General features: G+C 70.2%; 18 protein-coding genes. 13 read left to right on the top strand and 5 right to left on the bottom strand.

Features of this window, described 5'->3' with window-relative positions; all coding sequences use genetic code 11:
* The 4 genes from ABTZ58_RS37135 to ABTZ58_RS37120 all read right to left on the bottom strand — a co-directional run.
* On the bottom strand, positions 1 to 328 hold a 328-nt coding region (locus tag ABTZ58_RS37135; protein WP_351366984.1), incomplete at its 3' end, for an FAD-dependent oxidoreductase.
* Positions 325 to 915 carry a cysteine hydrolase family protein gene (locus ABTZ58_RS37130; protein WP_333937113.1) on the bottom strand — a complete coding sequence of 197 codons (591 nt, stop codon included), beginning with the start codon at positions 913 to 915 and terminating at the stop codon, positions 325 to 327. The genes ABTZ58_RS37135 and ABTZ58_RS37130, both read right to left, overlap by 4 nt.
* The gene (locus ABTZ58_RS37125) at positions 912 to 1,619 is read right to left on the bottom strand and encodes a hypothetical protein (RefSeq protein ID WP_351366980.1); all 708 of its coding nucleotides are present in this window, start codon (positions 1,617 to 1,619) and stop codon (positions 912 to 914) included. The genes ABTZ58_RS37130 and ABTZ58_RS37125 overlap by 4 nt, the downstream gene beginning before the upstream one ends.
* Before the next feature lie 669 nt (positions 1,620 to 2,288).
* Positions 2,289 to 3,044 (bottom strand): GntR family transcriptional regulator, encoded by a 756-nt coding sequence (locus ABTZ58_RS37120; protein ID WP_351366977.1) that lies wholly within the window; start codon positions 3,042 to 3,044, stop codon positions 2,289 to 2,291.
* A gap of 360 nt (positions 3,045 to 3,404) precedes the next feature.
* Here ABTZ58_RS37120 and ABTZ58_RS37115 point away from each other — a divergent pair, with 360 nt between their 5' ends.
* From ABTZ58_RS37115 to ABTZ58_RS37055, 13 genes are all read left to right on the top strand, one after another.
* Positions 3,405 to 4,013 carry a hypothetical protein gene (locus ABTZ58_RS37115; RefSeq protein WP_351366974.1) on the top strand — a complete coding sequence of 203 codons (609 nt, stop codon included), beginning with the start codon at positions 3,405 to 3,407 and terminating at the stop codon, positions 4,011 to 4,013.
* Between the two features lie 161 nt (positions 4,014 to 4,174).
* The gene (locus ABTZ58_RS37110; protein ID WP_351366971.1) at positions 4,175 to 4,339 is read left to right on the top strand and encodes a hypothetical protein; all 165 of its coding nucleotides are present in this window, start codon (positions 4,175 to 4,177) and stop codon (positions 4,337 to 4,339) included.
* An 82-nt stretch (positions 4,340 to 4,421) separates the two neighbouring features.
* Entirely contained in the window at positions 4,422 to 4,607 is a 186-nt protein-coding gene (locus ABTZ58_RS37105; protein WP_351366968.1) for a hypothetical protein, read from the top strand.
* 163 nt (positions 4,608 to 4,770) lie between these two features.
* Positions 4,771 to 5,079: a WhiB family transcriptional regulator gene (locus tag ABTZ58_RS37100; protein WP_351366965.1), complete on the top strand. Its 309-nt coding sequence runs from the start codon at positions 4,771 to 4,773 to the stop codon at positions 5,077 to 5,079.
* Between the two features lie 180 nt (positions 5,080 to 5,259).
* Positions 5,260 to 5,451, top strand: coding sequence for a DUF5999 family protein (locus tag ABTZ58_RS37095; protein WP_351366987.1), 192 nt, complete (start codon positions 5,260 to 5,262; stop codon positions 5,449 to 5,451).
* Positions 5,452 to 5,768: 317 nt separating this feature from the next.
* Complete coding sequence (locus tag ABTZ58_RS37090; RefSeq protein WP_351366962.1) at positions 5,769 to 7,640, top strand: DUF2637 domain-containing protein; 1,872 nt, start codon at positions 5,769 to 5,771, stop codon at positions 7,638 to 7,640.
* A 143-nt stretch (positions 7,641 to 7,783) separates the two neighbouring features.
* The gene (locus ABTZ58_RS37085; RefSeq protein ID WP_351366959.1) at positions 7,784 to 8,287 is read left to right on the top strand and encodes a hypothetical protein; all 504 of its coding nucleotides are present in this window, start codon (positions 7,784 to 7,786) and stop codon (positions 8,285 to 8,287) included.
* Positions 8,287 to 8,505 carry a hypothetical protein gene (locus ABTZ58_RS37080; RefSeq protein WP_351366956.1) on the top strand — a complete coding sequence of 73 codons (219 nt, stop codon included), beginning with the start codon at positions 8,287 to 8,289 and terminating at the stop codon, positions 8,503 to 8,505. The genes ABTZ58_RS37085 and ABTZ58_RS37080 overlap by 1 nt, the downstream gene beginning before the upstream one ends.
* A gap of 1,191 nt (positions 8,506 to 9,696) precedes the next feature.
* Positions 9,697 to 10,749: a hypothetical protein gene (locus tag ABTZ58_RS37075; protein WP_351366953.1), complete on the top strand. Its 1,053-nt coding sequence runs from the start codon at positions 9,697 to 9,699 to the stop codon at positions 10,747 to 10,749.
* 14 nt (positions 10,750 to 10,763) lie between these two features.
* Positions 10,764 to 11,165 carry a hypothetical protein gene (locus tag ABTZ58_RS37070; protein ID WP_351366950.1) on the top strand — a complete coding sequence of 134 codons (402 nt, stop codon included), beginning with the start codon at positions 10,764 to 10,766 and terminating at the stop codon, positions 11,163 to 11,165.
* Between the two features lie 220 nt (positions 11,166 to 11,385).
* Positions 11,386 to 13,839 (top strand): DNA translocase FtsK, encoded by a 2,454-nt coding sequence (locus ABTZ58_RS37065; RefSeq protein WP_351366947.1) that lies wholly within the window; start codon positions 11,386 to 11,388, stop codon positions 13,837 to 13,839.
* A gap of 93 nt (positions 13,840 to 13,932) precedes the next feature.
* Entirely contained in the window at positions 13,933 to 14,121 is a 189-nt protein-coding gene (locus ABTZ58_RS37060) for a hypothetical protein (protein ID WP_351366944.1), read from the top strand.
* Positions 14,122 to 14,134: 13 nt separating this feature from the next.
* Complete coding sequence (locus ABTZ58_RS37055; RefSeq protein ID WP_351366941.1) at positions 14,135 to 14,695, top strand: DUF6197 family protein; 561 nt, start codon at positions 14,135 to 14,137, stop codon at positions 14,693 to 14,695.
* A 21-nt stretch (positions 14,696 to 14,716) separates the two neighbouring features.
* Here ABTZ58_RS37055 and ABTZ58_RS37050 read toward each other — a convergent pair whose 3' ends face one another.
* A complete protein-coding gene (locus tag ABTZ58_RS37050; protein ID WP_351366938.1) occupies positions 14,717 to 14,947 on the bottom strand; it encodes a hypothetical protein in 231 nt (76 codons plus the stop codon).
* Between the last annotated feature and the right edge of the window lie 129 nt (positions 14,948 to 15,076).

The raw sequence follows: 15,076 nt of genomic DNA, 5'->3' as shown, positions 1-15,076 counted from the left end.
GTGCGCTCAGTGTGCGCCCGTCCTCGAGTACGAGCTCCGCCCGGTCGTCGTAGCCGCTGACGCTCGCCGCACGGGCCTGCATGACGGAGCATCGGGCACCCTGCTGTAGGCGATTCAGGTCGGCGGCAAGGGCTTCAGCAAACCGGGAACCGGTCGACCAGTTGCCAGGGACGTTTTCCAGCGCCCCGATAGCATGCAGCTTGCCGCCTACTGCACCAGCCTCCACGACGACCGTTCGAAGATTCAGGCTGGCTGCCATCACCGCGGCCGCCACGCCGGACGGCCCCGCGCCGACTACCAGCACATCTGTCTTATACGGTTTGTTCATGTGTGGGCTCCCTGCGTTCCACTGATGCGGGACAAGGCAACCTCGCTCGTGACTAGTTGCTCAGCGCCGATGTTTCGGGAGGCGAGCAGGAGCGCGGCGTCGTGGTAGCGAACTCCGCCGGTGGAGGCACAAGCATCGGTGACGATCCACGGGCGGTATCCGGCCTGATAGGCGGCGACAGCGGAGTCGTATACGCACGCGTCTGTGTCGATGCCGCACAGCACCAGATCGGTCCAGCTCGCCTCGTGGATGGTCCGGGCGGCCTCAGGGGTGAACACCGATGACTGGTGCTTGTCGATGATTGCGGCGGCGCTGGCAGCAAAGGGGACCAGGTCAGCGACGAGGGCTTGTTCTTCAGGAGTACGCAATCGCGTCCATCCCGTGATCGTCTCGTACGGTGACCCGGGCTCATTGTGGAACCGCGACAGCACCACGGGAGCGCCAGCTGCTTGCCAGCCTTCCACCAGCCGAACAACCGCAGGGATGATTCCGCGACTGTGCTGGTTGACAAAGCCCTGCTGCACATCAATGACCAGCAGCGCCGTCGATCGAGGGTCCACCCACTCCGCCTTCCACATCGCCATCACGGATTGCTGTCTCGGAGAGCGTCCTGGGCGGCGCGCAGCCGATCAGGAAGTTCGCTGGTGGCCAGAATGGCCTCGCGCATCACACGGTGTTGAGCGGTCTCAGTGGGGCGCGCGGTAGTGAGCCGGAAGTAGGCGCTGCGCAGAAAGCGCCAGCCGTAGGCAGCCGGCATCACCGGATCCCGGCCGTCTTCGATCGTGTGCAGGATGTGCGACGAGAGGGCCCAAAGGGCCTGCACGTCGAGTTCAAGAGCCACGATCTGGCTCATGGTCAGAGCTCGCTCGTCCGGCTGCGGGTGATAGGCGACACCGGACCAGCTGACGACGCCGCGGGAGACCCCGCCGTCGAACGTCACGGCCTCGGGGTGAGCCCAGCCCTCACGGAACTTTGCTTCCTCTACCCCCGGCCCGAGCGGCACCACATCTGCTGGATTCTGCCGATTGACCAGCACCGATGGCGTCGCGAGCAGCTGGAGAGCCGTATCCAGGCCAGCCCTTGACCAGGAATGTGTGCGCAGTTCGTAGGCCGACAGCACGTACTGCGGAGCGAGCGACTGGGCGCTCTGGCCCTTGTCGGCGCCGTGGCGGATCAGCAGGCGAGCCATCCACTCACCCACCCAGCCCGGCTCCTTCAGGTACGTGCGGTAACGCCACAACGCCAGCTCGGTCAACGACTTGAGACGGTGGTGCTCCTCGAGATGCACCACAGCGACACCGCAGGCGTATATGTGAACCGTCGACGACTGCGCGGAGTGATGGTCAACCGGCAGGACTCGCTGGTCCAAGCCGCCTGGTCCAGGCTCGCTTGGCGAACCCGCAGCGTAGAGAGGTGTACTGCACTCACCGAGGTACACCGGCAAGAACTTGTGGGAAACGACTGCGCATGGTGCCGGACGTGCTGCTGACTCCCCGTTGGGGGGAGCTGGCGTTCCACGCAGCGCTGCCAAACGGAGGCTGAACGCCTCCTGCTCAGCCGGGGTGCACTGGAGGAGAGCCGTGTCCAGGATCTGCGCCATCTGGGGACGACAGACGCTCGTCTTGTTCCGCTGCCAGTTCGAGACGGTCCGGGGGCTGATGCCAAGGCGACCGGCGAACTCGCGCACAGACGCTCGCATCACCGACCGCAACAGCAGCGCCTCCTCGCCTGTCCACCTGTCCACAGCGATCACTACACACCCCCTTGGTGGTCACCTTCCAGGTATCAACGGCGCTATTGCCACGCTATTGCTACACCACTTCCACGGCCGGACATCTCGCTCAAGGCCCCTGCTGCGGATGCTGTTTCTTGTTGATTCACACCCGCAATCCCGGCCGGAGGAACCATGGCGATCCCGGGCACACCCCAGTGCCGTGCCCGCATCGACTCCTACTTGCCGTCAGGCATCGAACTCGTAGTCCAGGACGTACGAGGCGGAGTCGAGGGTCATCTCGTTGACCTCAACAACTCGCTGGTGGGCGTCGAAGGCTGTCCGACAAATCTTCAGGACAGGGCGCTCAGGGGACATGCTCAAGGTGGCCGCTTCCTCAGCAGTGGGCAGCCGTCCGCGGATCTCCTCTCGGAAGCGAACCGGGCCGTGTCCGAGGTCAGCGAGGCGAGCGTAGGTTCCTCCCGGCCCGGTGTCGGCCTGGGTGATCGCAGATCCTTCCACCAGGGCATAGGGCAAGTACGAGGTGGCGAGCATGACCGGCCGACCATCGAGGACGAAGCGCCGGGACCTGGCGCAAGCGGTCTCTCCAGCGTCCAGGTTGAGTATCTCGGCAATGTGCGCTGGCGGAACGACCTCCTGTACGGACACCTGGTCGACCGTCAGGGGCCGGTCTTCGTCAGCCGACCAGATCGACTTCCCGGCACCCCATTGGTCCTGTGCCAGACGCTGGATGCCGCGTCGCCGGATAGGGCGGAAAGCCTGGACGAACACCCCCGCGCCCTTCCGAGCCTCGGCGAGTCCTTCGTTGGTGAGTGCGCGCAGCGCTCGCCGAGCGGTCATCACAGCGACGCCGTACTGCGGCGCAAGGGCGTTCTCCCCCGGCAGTCGATCACCGGGTCGGTAGTCCCCTCGCTCGATCGCGGCCTTCAGCTCGTCAGCGATCTGGAGGTATCTGGGCTGTTCAGAGCCTTTTCCGCCTGCCATGTGTCTCCTAACTTCGCTAGCGATCCTAAGGGCTTCGATGCTTAGCGTCAGCTACGGCTCGCGACTTACATAGCGCGGGGACATCTCTATCGAAGTGCTTGACATCGATAGAGAGATCGCGCACCATCGTACTGCAACTTCGATATCGAAGTTGCCCAGGTAGTCGTCCGCCCTTCGGGGCGGCCGGGGTTGAGAGCACCATCGAACTCCCCCGGAGCCTGACGGCCGCGACCACTGTGTGCACGTCGCAGCGCTGTGCGCTGTCTGTCCTGCGGGACGCCGGCCTTGTGCCGTGCGGCCCGGAGGGCGGAGAGAGCATCGCGACCCGCGCCCCAGCCGCTCCGCCCGTGAGGAGTTCCGATGTCTACTTCGACCCTTGAGCACACCGCCCGTCCCCGCCGGAGCCGGACCCGTTCCCGCACCGTCAACAGCCGCCCGGCGCTCGCCCTGTCCACCCTCCGACCTCACCAGTACGACCTGCGCCCCGCCTGCACATCGCTGATCTGCCCCGACTGCAGGACGTGGGTGCCAATCACCGGCTTCCAGACCAGGAGCCCCAAGGTCGTGCCGCACGACACCGGCCGCGCGGGCAAGGACGCTTCCGTCCGCTGCCGCCTGGGCAGTAACCGCCTTGTCACCGTCGACGTCACGGTCAAGAAGTGGCAGGAGCGCCTCGAGGACGGCCACGCTGAGACCGGCCACCGCCGCCCGACCACCGTGCTGCGCAAGCCCAAGGTCGCGGTCGCCCCGGCCGTCAGCCAGATCGCGGCGCAGAAGCAGACGCCGGCAAATGGCGAGCACGGCAGCGACCGGCCTCTGTGGCTGCTGCGCGAGATGCAGTGGGCGGCGACCGAGTCCGCGGTTCGCAACGCCGACACCCGCCGCGCGCAGCTGCCCGACGGGGACGCGCCGCTGGGCGCGCCGCCGGTGCCGCTCAAGACGCTGCACCCCGAGCGCCGCGCGAGCTGACCCGCTCCGGACGAACGACGAAGGCCCCGGCCACCCCGCAAGAAGGGTGGCCGGGGCCTTGGCTGCTCGTACGAACAGCCTGAACAGCGCGACAGCCTCGGTGACTTGGAACCCCCCGGGGCTGTCCAGGACCTGAATCGGAGGACCTGATGGGGAACAGCATGGCATGCACCGCACCGCAGCCGCGGGCCGGGATCATCGACGACATCGAGCGCGAGGACGACGCCAAGGGCTACGAGCCCGAGGACGCCGCCCGCGTCGACGTCGCCCTGGTCCTCGCTCCCATCACCGCGCCGGTGGCGACCGACTGGGAGGTGGCGGCGTGATCACCAGCCTCACCGACGCCGAACGCGAGGCGCTCTCGCAGAAGAACAAGGAGCAGAATAAGAGGTCGGAGGCCAACCGCCGATGACCGCCCGCCCGACCGACGACCTGTTCGTCCGCTACATGCGCGCGTTCCAGGACTCCACCGAGCACACCGCCGCCTGCCCGGCCTGCCAGGGCGAGACGCCGTGTGCGCAAGGGGCGCCGATCCACGAGCGGTTCGCCCGCCTCCAGGACGCCTACACCGCACGCCAGAAGCAGCAGCGCTGACCCCCGGCCCTGCCCGTCGTCCCCGCGCCTTCCCGGCCGGGGCCGACGGAGAGCGCCGGGAGCTCCCGCCCGCTCCGGGCCGTCCGGCCACCACAACACGCAACAGCCCCGGGGCGGCCACCCCGGGGCTGACTTCTTGCTCTGGACCTTCTGGGAGGCCCTGATGAATCGCGACTCCATCGTACGCACCAGCTACGCCCCCGACGCCGACTTGCCGGTCAACACCAACTGGCGTGAGGCCGGCGCCTGCACGCGGGAGGACCCCGAGCTGTTCTTCCCCATCGGCGACACCGGCCCGGCACTCCTGCAGATCGAGGAGGCCAAGTCGGTGTGCCGCAGGTGCCCGGTCCTCGAGCGCTGCGCCTCCTGGGCGCTGGAGATGGGTGAGACCCACGGAGTGTGGGGCGGCATGAGCGAGGACGAGCGCCGCCACTTGAGGCGCCGGGCCGCCCGCGAGCGCGCCGCTGCCTGATCCGCCCTGGCGGTTGCCTGATCCGCCCGCACCGACCGCTGAACCACGGCGGCCGGTGCGGGCGGTGAAGGGGAGCCGGACAGACCGGACCGACAGCCCAGGGAGGCCCTGATGAGCACGACGACTGCACAGCTCAACACCGCGACGACCGCCACCAACACCTCCCGGCTGCCGGGCTCCCTGTGCAGGCACACGCCGACCTGCCCGAGTGCCGACAGCCCGGACCGGGAGGCCGCGCACATCATCGCCAGCCACTCGGAGCAGGGCTGGAGCCTGCTGTGCAACGCCGTGGTGGTCTTCGACGACACCGGCGACCTGCTCCCTGACGGCCGGGTCATCGCTCCGCACCGTCCCCTCACGGACATGGCCTGACGGCTGCCTGATCCGCCCGCATCGGCCGCCAGCAACAGCGCAGCTGGGTCGGGCGGTGACGGGGAGTCGGACAGTCCCGTTTCGCTCTCGCCCGGCGGGAGTCCCGGACAGTTTCGAGCCAGCCGGCCAGCACTCCCCCGGCCCGCCACCCGCACCGTGGGCGGCCGGCATTTTCGTGTGCCCGGAGCAGGCAGGGCCGGTGCCAGTTTCGTGATCAACCGACCACATTGACCGCCGTTTCGGGCACGCGCCGCCGCGTTTCGGGAGCAGCCCCCGCCGTTTCGCGCACGCCTGCACGACCCCCTCTGGAGGCCCTCATGGCAATCACTGACTGGCCGCGAACCGCGGCCGAACCCGACCCCGAGACGGGCGCACCGGCCGCCGTTTCGGGAACGCCTCAGCCGGTTTCGCGGACGACCGGCACCGTTTCGGATGCGCCGGAGTTCGTTTCGGAGACGGAAAGCGGAACCGGAACGGACCGCTCCCCGGCGAAGCTGACCGGTACCCAGAAGTGGACGGCCGGAGCGATCGTCGTCGCCGCGCTCGCCCTCGCGGGCATCGGCCTGTACCTGTCCTTCGAGCACGTCGCCCAGTTCGCCTTCAAGGAGCTCCGCTTCGGCTCGCTGGGCAAGGGCCAGCTGTTCGCCGTCGGTGTCGACGTCGGCATCATGGTGATGATCGCGGTCGACCTGCTGATGGCCTGGCTCAAGCGCCCCATCAGCTGGATCCGCTATCCGGTGTGGCTGCTGACGGCCGCGACCGTTGTCCTCAACGCCGCCTCCGGCGCCCCCAAGGGCCGGGCGTGGGAGCTGCTGGACTACGTCGCCGCCGGCGCCCACGGTGTCGTCCCGGTGCTCTTCATCATGGTGGTGGAGCTGGGCCGCACGTCGATCGACCGGGTCGTCCGGCCTGACCAGGCCGAACGCGACTCGATCCCGTGGCTGCGGTGGGTGCTCGCCCCGGTGGCGACGGCCCGGATCTTCCGCCGGATGCGGCTGTGGGGTGTCACCTCTTACCCGGAGATGATCCGCCGCGATCAGGAGCTCATCGCCTACGAGCAGTGGCTCAAGCGCAAGTACGAGGGCGACATTTCCGAGGCCAGCGAGGATGAGCTGCTGCCGATGAAGATGGCCCCCTACGGCTACACGGTCGCCCAGGCCCTGGCCATGCCCGACGAGCAGGACCAGGCAGCTCAGGAGCGCGCGGAGGAGGCCGAGCGTCGGCGCCTGGACGCGGAGACGCGCAGCGAGGTCGCCAAGGCGGAGTCCGAGGCGGAGCGGGTGCGCGCCAAGGGCAAGGTGGAGGCGGTCCGGGCGGAGGTCGATGGCCAGACCGGTCAGGCCCGCGCCCACGCCCGAGCCCAGGTCAGCGCCGCAGAGCGGGCCGCTGAGCTGGAGCAGCAGGCTCTCGACGACGCCGTGGTCGCCGAAGCCCGAGCCCGTGAGGCGGAGGCGGAGCGCAAGGCGGCCCAGGAGCGCAAGGCGGCGGCCACCGCCGACCTGGAGAAGGCCGAGCTCGAGCGGAAGGCGGCTGAGCAGCGCAGGGCGGCGGCCGAGGCCGACAAGGTCGCGGCTGCGGAGGCCGGCGCGATCGAGACCGAGCGGATCGCGCTGGCACGCCGGACGGCGGCTGCCGCGAAGCTGGAGGCGGCCGAGCTGGAGCGCCAGGCCGCGCAGAAGCGGAAGGAAGCGGCGGAGGCCGACCGGGTGGCCGCGGCGGAGGCTCAGGCCATCGAGACCCAGACCATGGCCGAAGCCCGCAAGGCCGCTGCCGAAGCCGACCGGCGTGCTGCCGAAACGGAGAAGGCCGCTGCCGAAACGCGGCGCGCTGCTGCCGAAGCCGACCGCAAGAAGGCGGAGGAGGACCGCCGTCGGGAAGCCGCTCTCGCCGACATCGCGCGCGCCAAGAAGGAGGCCGCCGAAGCCGAGCGGGCTGCTGTCGAAACACGGCGGGCTGCTGCCGAAATCGAGCGTGCCGCGGTCGAAGCCGAGGACATCGCGAAGCTCAAGCCGCGCGAGCGCGCGGTCCGCAGGGTCGCCCGGATGATCCTCGCCGTCGGCGGCGACGCCGACCGGCTGCCGCTCGCCGACATCCAGCGCGAGCTGGCGGTCACCTCGCCCGGCACCGCCTCGGAGTACCGCCAGGAGGCATCCGAGTTGCTCGCCGGCGGCTACCGCCCGGAGCAGTGACCTGCACGAACGAGCTGTTTCGACGGTTCCACCGGCCCCCGAGACGAAGACAGCGCCTCGGGAGCGCGGTGAAGGCGCCGAAGCGCCACCTGCAGCTTTCCACCGATCCTGATCACACCACCACCCCGAGGAGAAAACGCCTGATGAGTAAGGACATCGCCACTCGCGTCACCACCGGCGTGCAGGCCCTCGCGCTCCCCGGTGAGCGCGAGGGCTGGCAGGCGCAGCACCGAGGCTCCCTGCTGAACGACGCGCAGACCTACGACGCCCTCGCTGACGCCATCCAGGCCGACCTCAAGGCCCGCCGCCTGGACGGTGATCTGCCGTGGGGCATCTCGGCCGCGGCCCGGGCCCGTAAGCGGGTCAAGCCGCTGCGGGACGCCGCCAAGGCCATGCGGCAGGCCGCCAGGGCCATCAACGGCACGGTCGCCGCCTACGAAGAGACCCAGCCGGAGGTGGTCCTCAAGCGCCGAGAGGACAAGGCCCTGCGCAAGAGCCAGCGCAAGAAGCAGCTGCAGGTCACCGCGCACAACAGCGCCCAGCAGACGCTGCGCAGGCTCGCGCCCGCCGACGGTGATGACGAGCCGGCGGGCGAGGCCAAGGTGATCGGTGACTTCTTCGGCCCGAAGCAGCGTCGGGGTGCCTGATGGCACCGCAGATGTCACCGCGCAAGGCCGCGCACTGGAACGCCAGATTCGAACAGGCCCGGGCGGCAGGTGAGAAGGGACCCGAGGAGTTCTTCCGCGCATGGCTGGATCTGGTGAAGGTCTCCGCTATCCAGAAGGTCCGCGTGAGCGGTGATCACAGCACCTTCAACGCCCTGTCGGCGGAGCTGGAGCGGATCTACCGCGAGCACTGCCAGTAATCGTCATCGTCATCATCACACCGCCAGAACAAGGGTTGACGGGGGTCCCAACCACGCGTACGCGTACGCGTGCGAGGCGACCCCCTCCCCGCTACTGGCAGTCACCAGAAGGGAGGGCGCGTGTCCGACGACGACAGCCCGGACAATGTGCGTCAGCTGCCCCGCCTCGGGTCTCCGCCGCCACCACCCGTCCCGCCGGCCCCGGTGCTGGACGGCGAGCGCAACGCCCCCGATTCGGAGCCCGGAACTGTTCGAATTTCCCCGTTCGACGCCCCGCGGGTGCCGCACGCTCCGCAGTCCACGAGCAGCGTTCCGGCGGCCCTTCGCAGCGGCGGGCTCGATGGCGGCCCGGACGCGCACGCACTGCCGCCGCGCACTGGGACGCTGTCGATGGCGGCGATCCTCGCCATCGCGCTCGCGGCTTTCGAGGGCCTGCAGACCTGGATCCAGGAGTCTGGCCCACGCCGCGCTGAGGCCGCCGCCCACCAGCGGGAGCTGGAACTGCTCGCCGCCAAGGCCAACGCGGACGCCACCCGGCACCGCGCGGAAGCCGATCGGGAACACGCACGAGCCGGCCGGGTTCCCTCCAGTCACGACTACGGCCGCAGCGCCCTCGGGCGTGGCTTGGGCGGCACGGGACGCGGCGGGGGCGGCATCGGGTCGGGGCGGCCCGGAACGGGCCGTACAGGGCCGTCCAGCGGCTCAGCGCAGCACCGCTCAACGGGACTTGGCGGCGGCCGGGGCGCCGCAGGCCCGGGCCGGTCCACCTCCGGCCGCAACGTCAACGGCTCGGCGGGCAGCGGTACCGGGCTCGGCCGGAGTGGCGGCTCCCCGGGGCGAAACAGCACGACGGGAGGACGGCCCGGCGTGGGCAGCGGCCGAACCGGCTCCGCCTCGGAGCGAAGCAGCAGCGGGTGGGGGCGAAACGGAGCCGGTTCGTCCCGAAACGGAGCGGGGCGCAGCCGAAACGGGCCCGGCGGCTCAAGCGGTGGCCCCAAGGGACCCGGCGGCCCGGCTGGGGGCGCTGGGGGGTCCGGGCGGCGCTCAGCCCGCCAGGCCGTCGCGGACTGGTGGAGCAAAGGCCGCAGGCCGCCCGGCGACTCCACGGTCCCAGGTACGAAGCCCTCTGGGAATGCCGGCCCGAAGACCCCCCGCGGCGGCGCGGGCCCGAAGGCCGCGCCGGGCGTACGGGTGAAGGGCGGGCCGACGCTGTGGGACGACCTCAAGAACCGTGTCGGTGGTGGCTGCTTCAAGACCGGACGGATCCGCGGCGTTCCGCCCAACACCGGCGTGAAGGCACCCAGGATGCCGTCCGGAGCCGACACCTCGAAGGGCCCGTTCGAAGCCGGTACGCAAGGACCGGCCGGTGACGGTTCTTCCGGGGAGCGGGTGCATCTGAAGGACGCACTCTTCGAAACGGTCAACGACCGCTGGAAGAAGCGCCGCGAGGGCTGGAAGGACAACTCAGGCCCGCGCCGCCGCCGGACCAAACCCTCCGGGAACGACTCGGACCGCCGCCGGCGTCAGCGGCCACGCGAGGGCGCCTCGGGCGACGGCGCGGGGCGGACCAGGCCGGGTCCGAACGGCTATGGGCAGGCGCGTACCTCACCGTTCGACCAAGACGCTGACGAGCCGGTGACCATCACGGTGGAGCAGGTCGACCCGCCCGGTACGCACGCCAAACGCTGGGAGCCCGCCCAGATCAGTGAAGCGCCGCGCGGCGTGCCGGCACAGAGCCAGCCCGCACTGCCCCGGGCTCCGCAACGCTCGGCCGGCAAGCGCCCCGGCACCACCCGCAGAAGGGACCCCATCCCCATGCCCGCATCCCCCGCACGCCGCGGATCCGTGCCAGTCACGGCCGGTCAGCACGCCACCGACATCACCCTGGACGACGCGCTGAAGGCCCTGACGAAGCTGGTGACCATCGGCATGGAGACGTCGGACGACGTTGCGCAGTTGGCCACCCAGTCCAACCGGCTGGTGGGCGCTGTCGAGGAAATCGTCCAGGACCTTGCGTCTGCGCACAACGTGCAGGGCAGGACCACGGGCGCCCTGGAAGCGGTGATGGAAGGCGTCGCCGAGGTGGTGCGCGTGGCGCAGCGTCTGGCCAAGCGGACCCATGAGGCTGCTGAAGCTGCCGAAGCGGAAGAGATCGAAATGAAGCGGGACTACCGGCCCGTGCAGGCCGCGACAGCCGACGCCGGCCTGGCCACGCCCAGCGCCCGCATCCACAACGAGAACTGAGGGGAAGGGACCCCATGAGCAATCTTCCGGCCGTGAGCGCGGACGGCGAGGGCAACGGCTTCGCCGCCCTGCAGGCCAAACTGTCAGTGCTGCAGCAGGCCGTAGGCGCCTGCGTGGAGCACAGCCAAGTCGTGAGGCTGCGCATGCGCAACGTCAGCAAGGCCGCCGACCAGCTCGGCGACCTGTCCGCCGCCGCCGAGGTTGCCCCGCCGCACCTCGGGGCGATCCGCGACATCAGCCTGGACTTCGCCGCATCGGCGGGCCTGGCCAGTCAGCTGGCCGGTGCGTTCGACCGGGTCCACCAGGCGGTCGCCAACGCCAAGGCCGTGCACCGGGCCGAGTACGGCGGCATCCGTGACGCCGCCGCCTCATCCCGGGTCAGCCAGGCCAAGCCGGGCTTCTACCGAGCCACCTGACCACACCCCCCATCGCGTTCTCAGCGGGGCCGCACCCGGAAGCCGGGGCGCGGCCCCGCCCCATGCCCGGGCCCCGCCCCCTGCCCGGCCACGGCCCAACCAGCCGTCGCCTCACCACACCTGGACCTGATGGACGCCGCACCGCTCCCCCCCCCCGGGGCGCGGTGCGGCGTCCAGCACGATCAACGAACCCCACCCACCGCACGAAAGGAGACGCACCATGAGGCAGATGCCCGCGCGGGCCAAAGCGGAGATGGTCGCCTACGGGGCATCCGCCGCCACCTTGGCCTACGTCCCGTCCATGCAGTCGCTGCCCGCACACGCCACCGCTGCCGCGATCAGCGGTAGCTGCGTGTGGTGGCTGTACCGCAAGGTCAAAACCCGCGACTTCCACCGCACCCTGCGTACCGCCCAGCGGGTGCTGGGACCGGTGACCGGCGGTGCCGTCTACGCGGCCGCCGCGATCGTGCCGGGCCGCCCGTGGTGGGAGCCAGCCGCCGCGCTCGGCTGGGGCGCTCTGATGGCGGCTGCGCTGCCCATCACCCGCTCCACCTGGACTTCCCAGCTCGAGGACAACTTGTCCTACCCACCCGGCTTCCCGGGGCTGGTCATGCGCCTGTGGGACGACGCCGAAGTCGCCCCCGACACGCACCTGGAGAACATCACCCAGATCGTCTCCCCCCAGCACCCGGACTTCACCGCCGACATCGTCGCCCCCGCCGGCAAGCCCGTCCCACGCCTGGACCTGATCGACGTCGCGGCCGCGTTCGGCGAACCCGTCGGCTGCGTCAGCATCGGCGACATCCCCGGCACCGGCCCGGGCCGGATGCGGCTCACCGTCGCCCCGACCAGCCGCCGCGGCGCCGGCAGCATCGAGGACCTGTGGGCCGAGCGGGTCGCCCGCCCGGACGGAGCCATCCCCGGCAGCCACATCGTCCGCGTCGAGCAGTTCCCCGCCCGCGGTGACCTCCCCACCCGCGGCATGGTCCTCGCCCAGGTCGACGCCGGCAAGGTCGCCCGCGTCAACCACGGCCAACTCTGCTCCGCGTTCGGCGTGGAGTCCGAAGAACTGCGCCTGGTCGCCGAAGCACGCGGCCGCGAAGTGCTGGTCACCCTGTATGAGTCGGCGCCTCTGAAGGCCTCCCGCCGCGCCACGCGTGAGCTGCTCACCCTGGACGCCTACGGCCGGTACACCATCGGCACCGCCCACGACGGCTCCGACGCCAAGGTGCACATGCAGTCCGCGGCCGGCACCCTGCACGGCTTCCTCGTCGGGGTCACCGGATCCGGTAAGACCGTCGCGCTCGCCCTGATGTGCGCGGCATGGGCACTGGCCGGTCTGACGAACTGGGTCACCTCTGCCCGCCCGGACGCGCAGATGAGCGCCGTCGGCCGGCACATCGACCGGCAGGGCTCAGGCGCGATCTTCACCTGGTGGATGCTCAAGAGCGCGATCGCGCTGATGGACATCCGCGGCGAAATGAACGCCGAAGTCGGGCACGACTTCTCCGCCCACTCCCCCTACCCGGGCCTGGTCCTGGTCCTCGACGAGTTCAACTCCCTCGTCGGCGACGAGGCCCTCGGTGACGACATCGCCCACATGACCGACGTGCTGGCCCGTGAGGGCCGCAAGTTCGGCATCGGGATCGTCTTCGCCGGCCAATCGCTGAACCTGTCCAAACTCGGAGGCGAAGCCTCCCTGCGCGACCAGGTTCAAGGCGGTATCGGTGTCGTGCTGCGCATCGCCGGCTCCTCCGGCGGCATCGCCGCCCGCCAGGCCACCGGCGGACTCGCCGGCGACGCTGATCTGGCCGCCATCCCCGACCGGTTCAACGCCGCCACCTCCCTGATGGACCGGATGCACGGCACCATCGACGACACACCCGGCGAAACCACCCAGGGCGTCGGTCACACCGTCACCGGCTCCGGAGCGGTCATGATGCGCACCCTGTACGTCCACCTGCCCAAAGACGGCTCCCGCGACGGCCTGGACGACATCTTCCCGGAAGGCGGCGCCATCAACACGCTGACCGACCGGGAGCTTCAGGCCCTGACCGAGCTGGGGCTCTGGCACGACTGGACCACGCCGCCGCCCTCCAAGAACAGCAAAGACGACAGCGAAGACGACACGCTGCTCCTGCAGTTCGGCGCCATCGGCTCGTTCGCCGCGCCCACCGTCAAGTCCAAGCCCCGCACCGTCAAAGACAAGATTCTCGACGCGGTCGACCGGCAGATGACCGCCAAGGAGATTCGCTCCGAGGTCGACGCCGCCGCCGGCACCATCCGCAACGCCCTGAGCGACCTGGTCGCCGACGGACGCCTGCGCCAAGTCGACCACGGCGTATACGCGCCCGTCGGAACCGGCACCACCGAAGCCCTCAGCGTGCAGGACGGGCCCAGCATCGGTGAACAGGCGCCGGACCTCGACGGCGCCCTGGTGGCGGAGGCGGCCAGCCTCATCATCACCTGCCAGTACGGCTCCCCATCGATGCTCCAGCGCAAGCTGCGCGTCGGCTTCGCCCTCGCCGGACGCCTCATGGACGTCCTGGAGGACCGCGGCATCGTCGGACCCTCCGACGGCAGCAAGGCCCGCACGGTCCTGGTCACCCCCGAGGCTCACGACGACGTCGTCCGCGAACTGCGCGCCGACTTCGCCCTCGCCGCCGACGACTGACCACCCCCTCCACCCCTGGGGCCCCGGCACCCGCCGGGGCCCCACCCATACGCACCCGCCTACCAGCACCCACTCCCTGGAAGGGAAACCCCCGTGATCGTCAATGTCTCCGCCGTGGTCCTCCTGGCCGTGGTCGTCATCCTGCTGATCCGCTCCGGCGCCGTACGTCTCAGGGCGGCCATCGCCTGTGCCGCCTTCGGCTTCTGCCTGGCCTCCACCGGCGTCGCCCCCGTCATCACCGGGATGCTCAACGGCCTTGCAGGCCTGGCCTCGCTGCACTGACAGGAGCACTCCCTTGGCCGCCTCACTGCACCCCACGCCCGCCCTACAGGAAGACCAGCCCTCGCAGGCAGCGTCCCGGCCCGGCGGTGCCGGCCTGAGCCTGGAAGCACGGCTGGCCGCTGTCGAGGCGGCCATGACCGTCAGGCTCGACGAAGCCGCTGTCGCCCACGAGGTACGCACCGCGCACCTGGCCACCACCCCTGTCAACCTCACCGAGGTCGTGAGAGTCCCACTCACCCCGACATCCCCGGCCGCACCGCCGCCGACCTACACCACCCCGGTGGCCGCGCTCCTCGAACGCGCCCACCGCCGGATGGAGACAGACGGATGGTGCGCTGGCGCCATGACCGACAAAACCGGCGCGGTCTGCCTCATCGGAGCCATCCGCAAGGAGGCCCGCGGCGACCGCGCCCTGGAGACCGACGCAGCTTCCCTCGTCCTGGACGCCATCCGCCGCCGGTTCGGCGACGACACCGACTCCGTGCCGGCCTTCAACGACGCGCACGGCTCCGGCCACATCCCAGCGCGCATGCTGGGCGAGGCCGCTTCGCTCGCTGACGCAAAGAGCCTCTGATCTATCCGGGCACTGAGGCGGTCAGCCGTCCAGCTCGATGATCAGCCGCCCATAGTCATCGACCCAGGCCGGATACACAAACCCGCCGACGATGGCCCGGTTGACGAACACCTCGACCTCAGCGTCCGTGTCGATGACCAGCACACCGTCCTCGTCGGTGAATGCCTGCCACGTCACCCCGTCCGTGTCGATGACGGCCTCGAAATCCACCACAGGCGGCTCACTGCTGAACAAGCCCATCACTTTGCCCACGCCGTCGCTCCCAGCCTGACGCACAGGCAACCCTCACACCAGATCCCGGATCACCCGTGTCGCGCCCACGGGGACATCGGCTGGGCGCTGTCCAGGCCCTCCGATCCGCCACCCAGGCACCCCTCCGGC

The sequence above is a fragment of the Streptomyces sp. NPDC094143 genome (genome assembly GCF_040303825.1).
GTDB lineage: Bacteria > Actinomycetota > Actinomycetes > Streptomycetales > Streptomycetaceae > Streptomyces.
The sequence above is the reverse complement of the archived record's forward strand: the minus strand, read 5'-3'. Positions and strand labels throughout refer to the sequence as shown.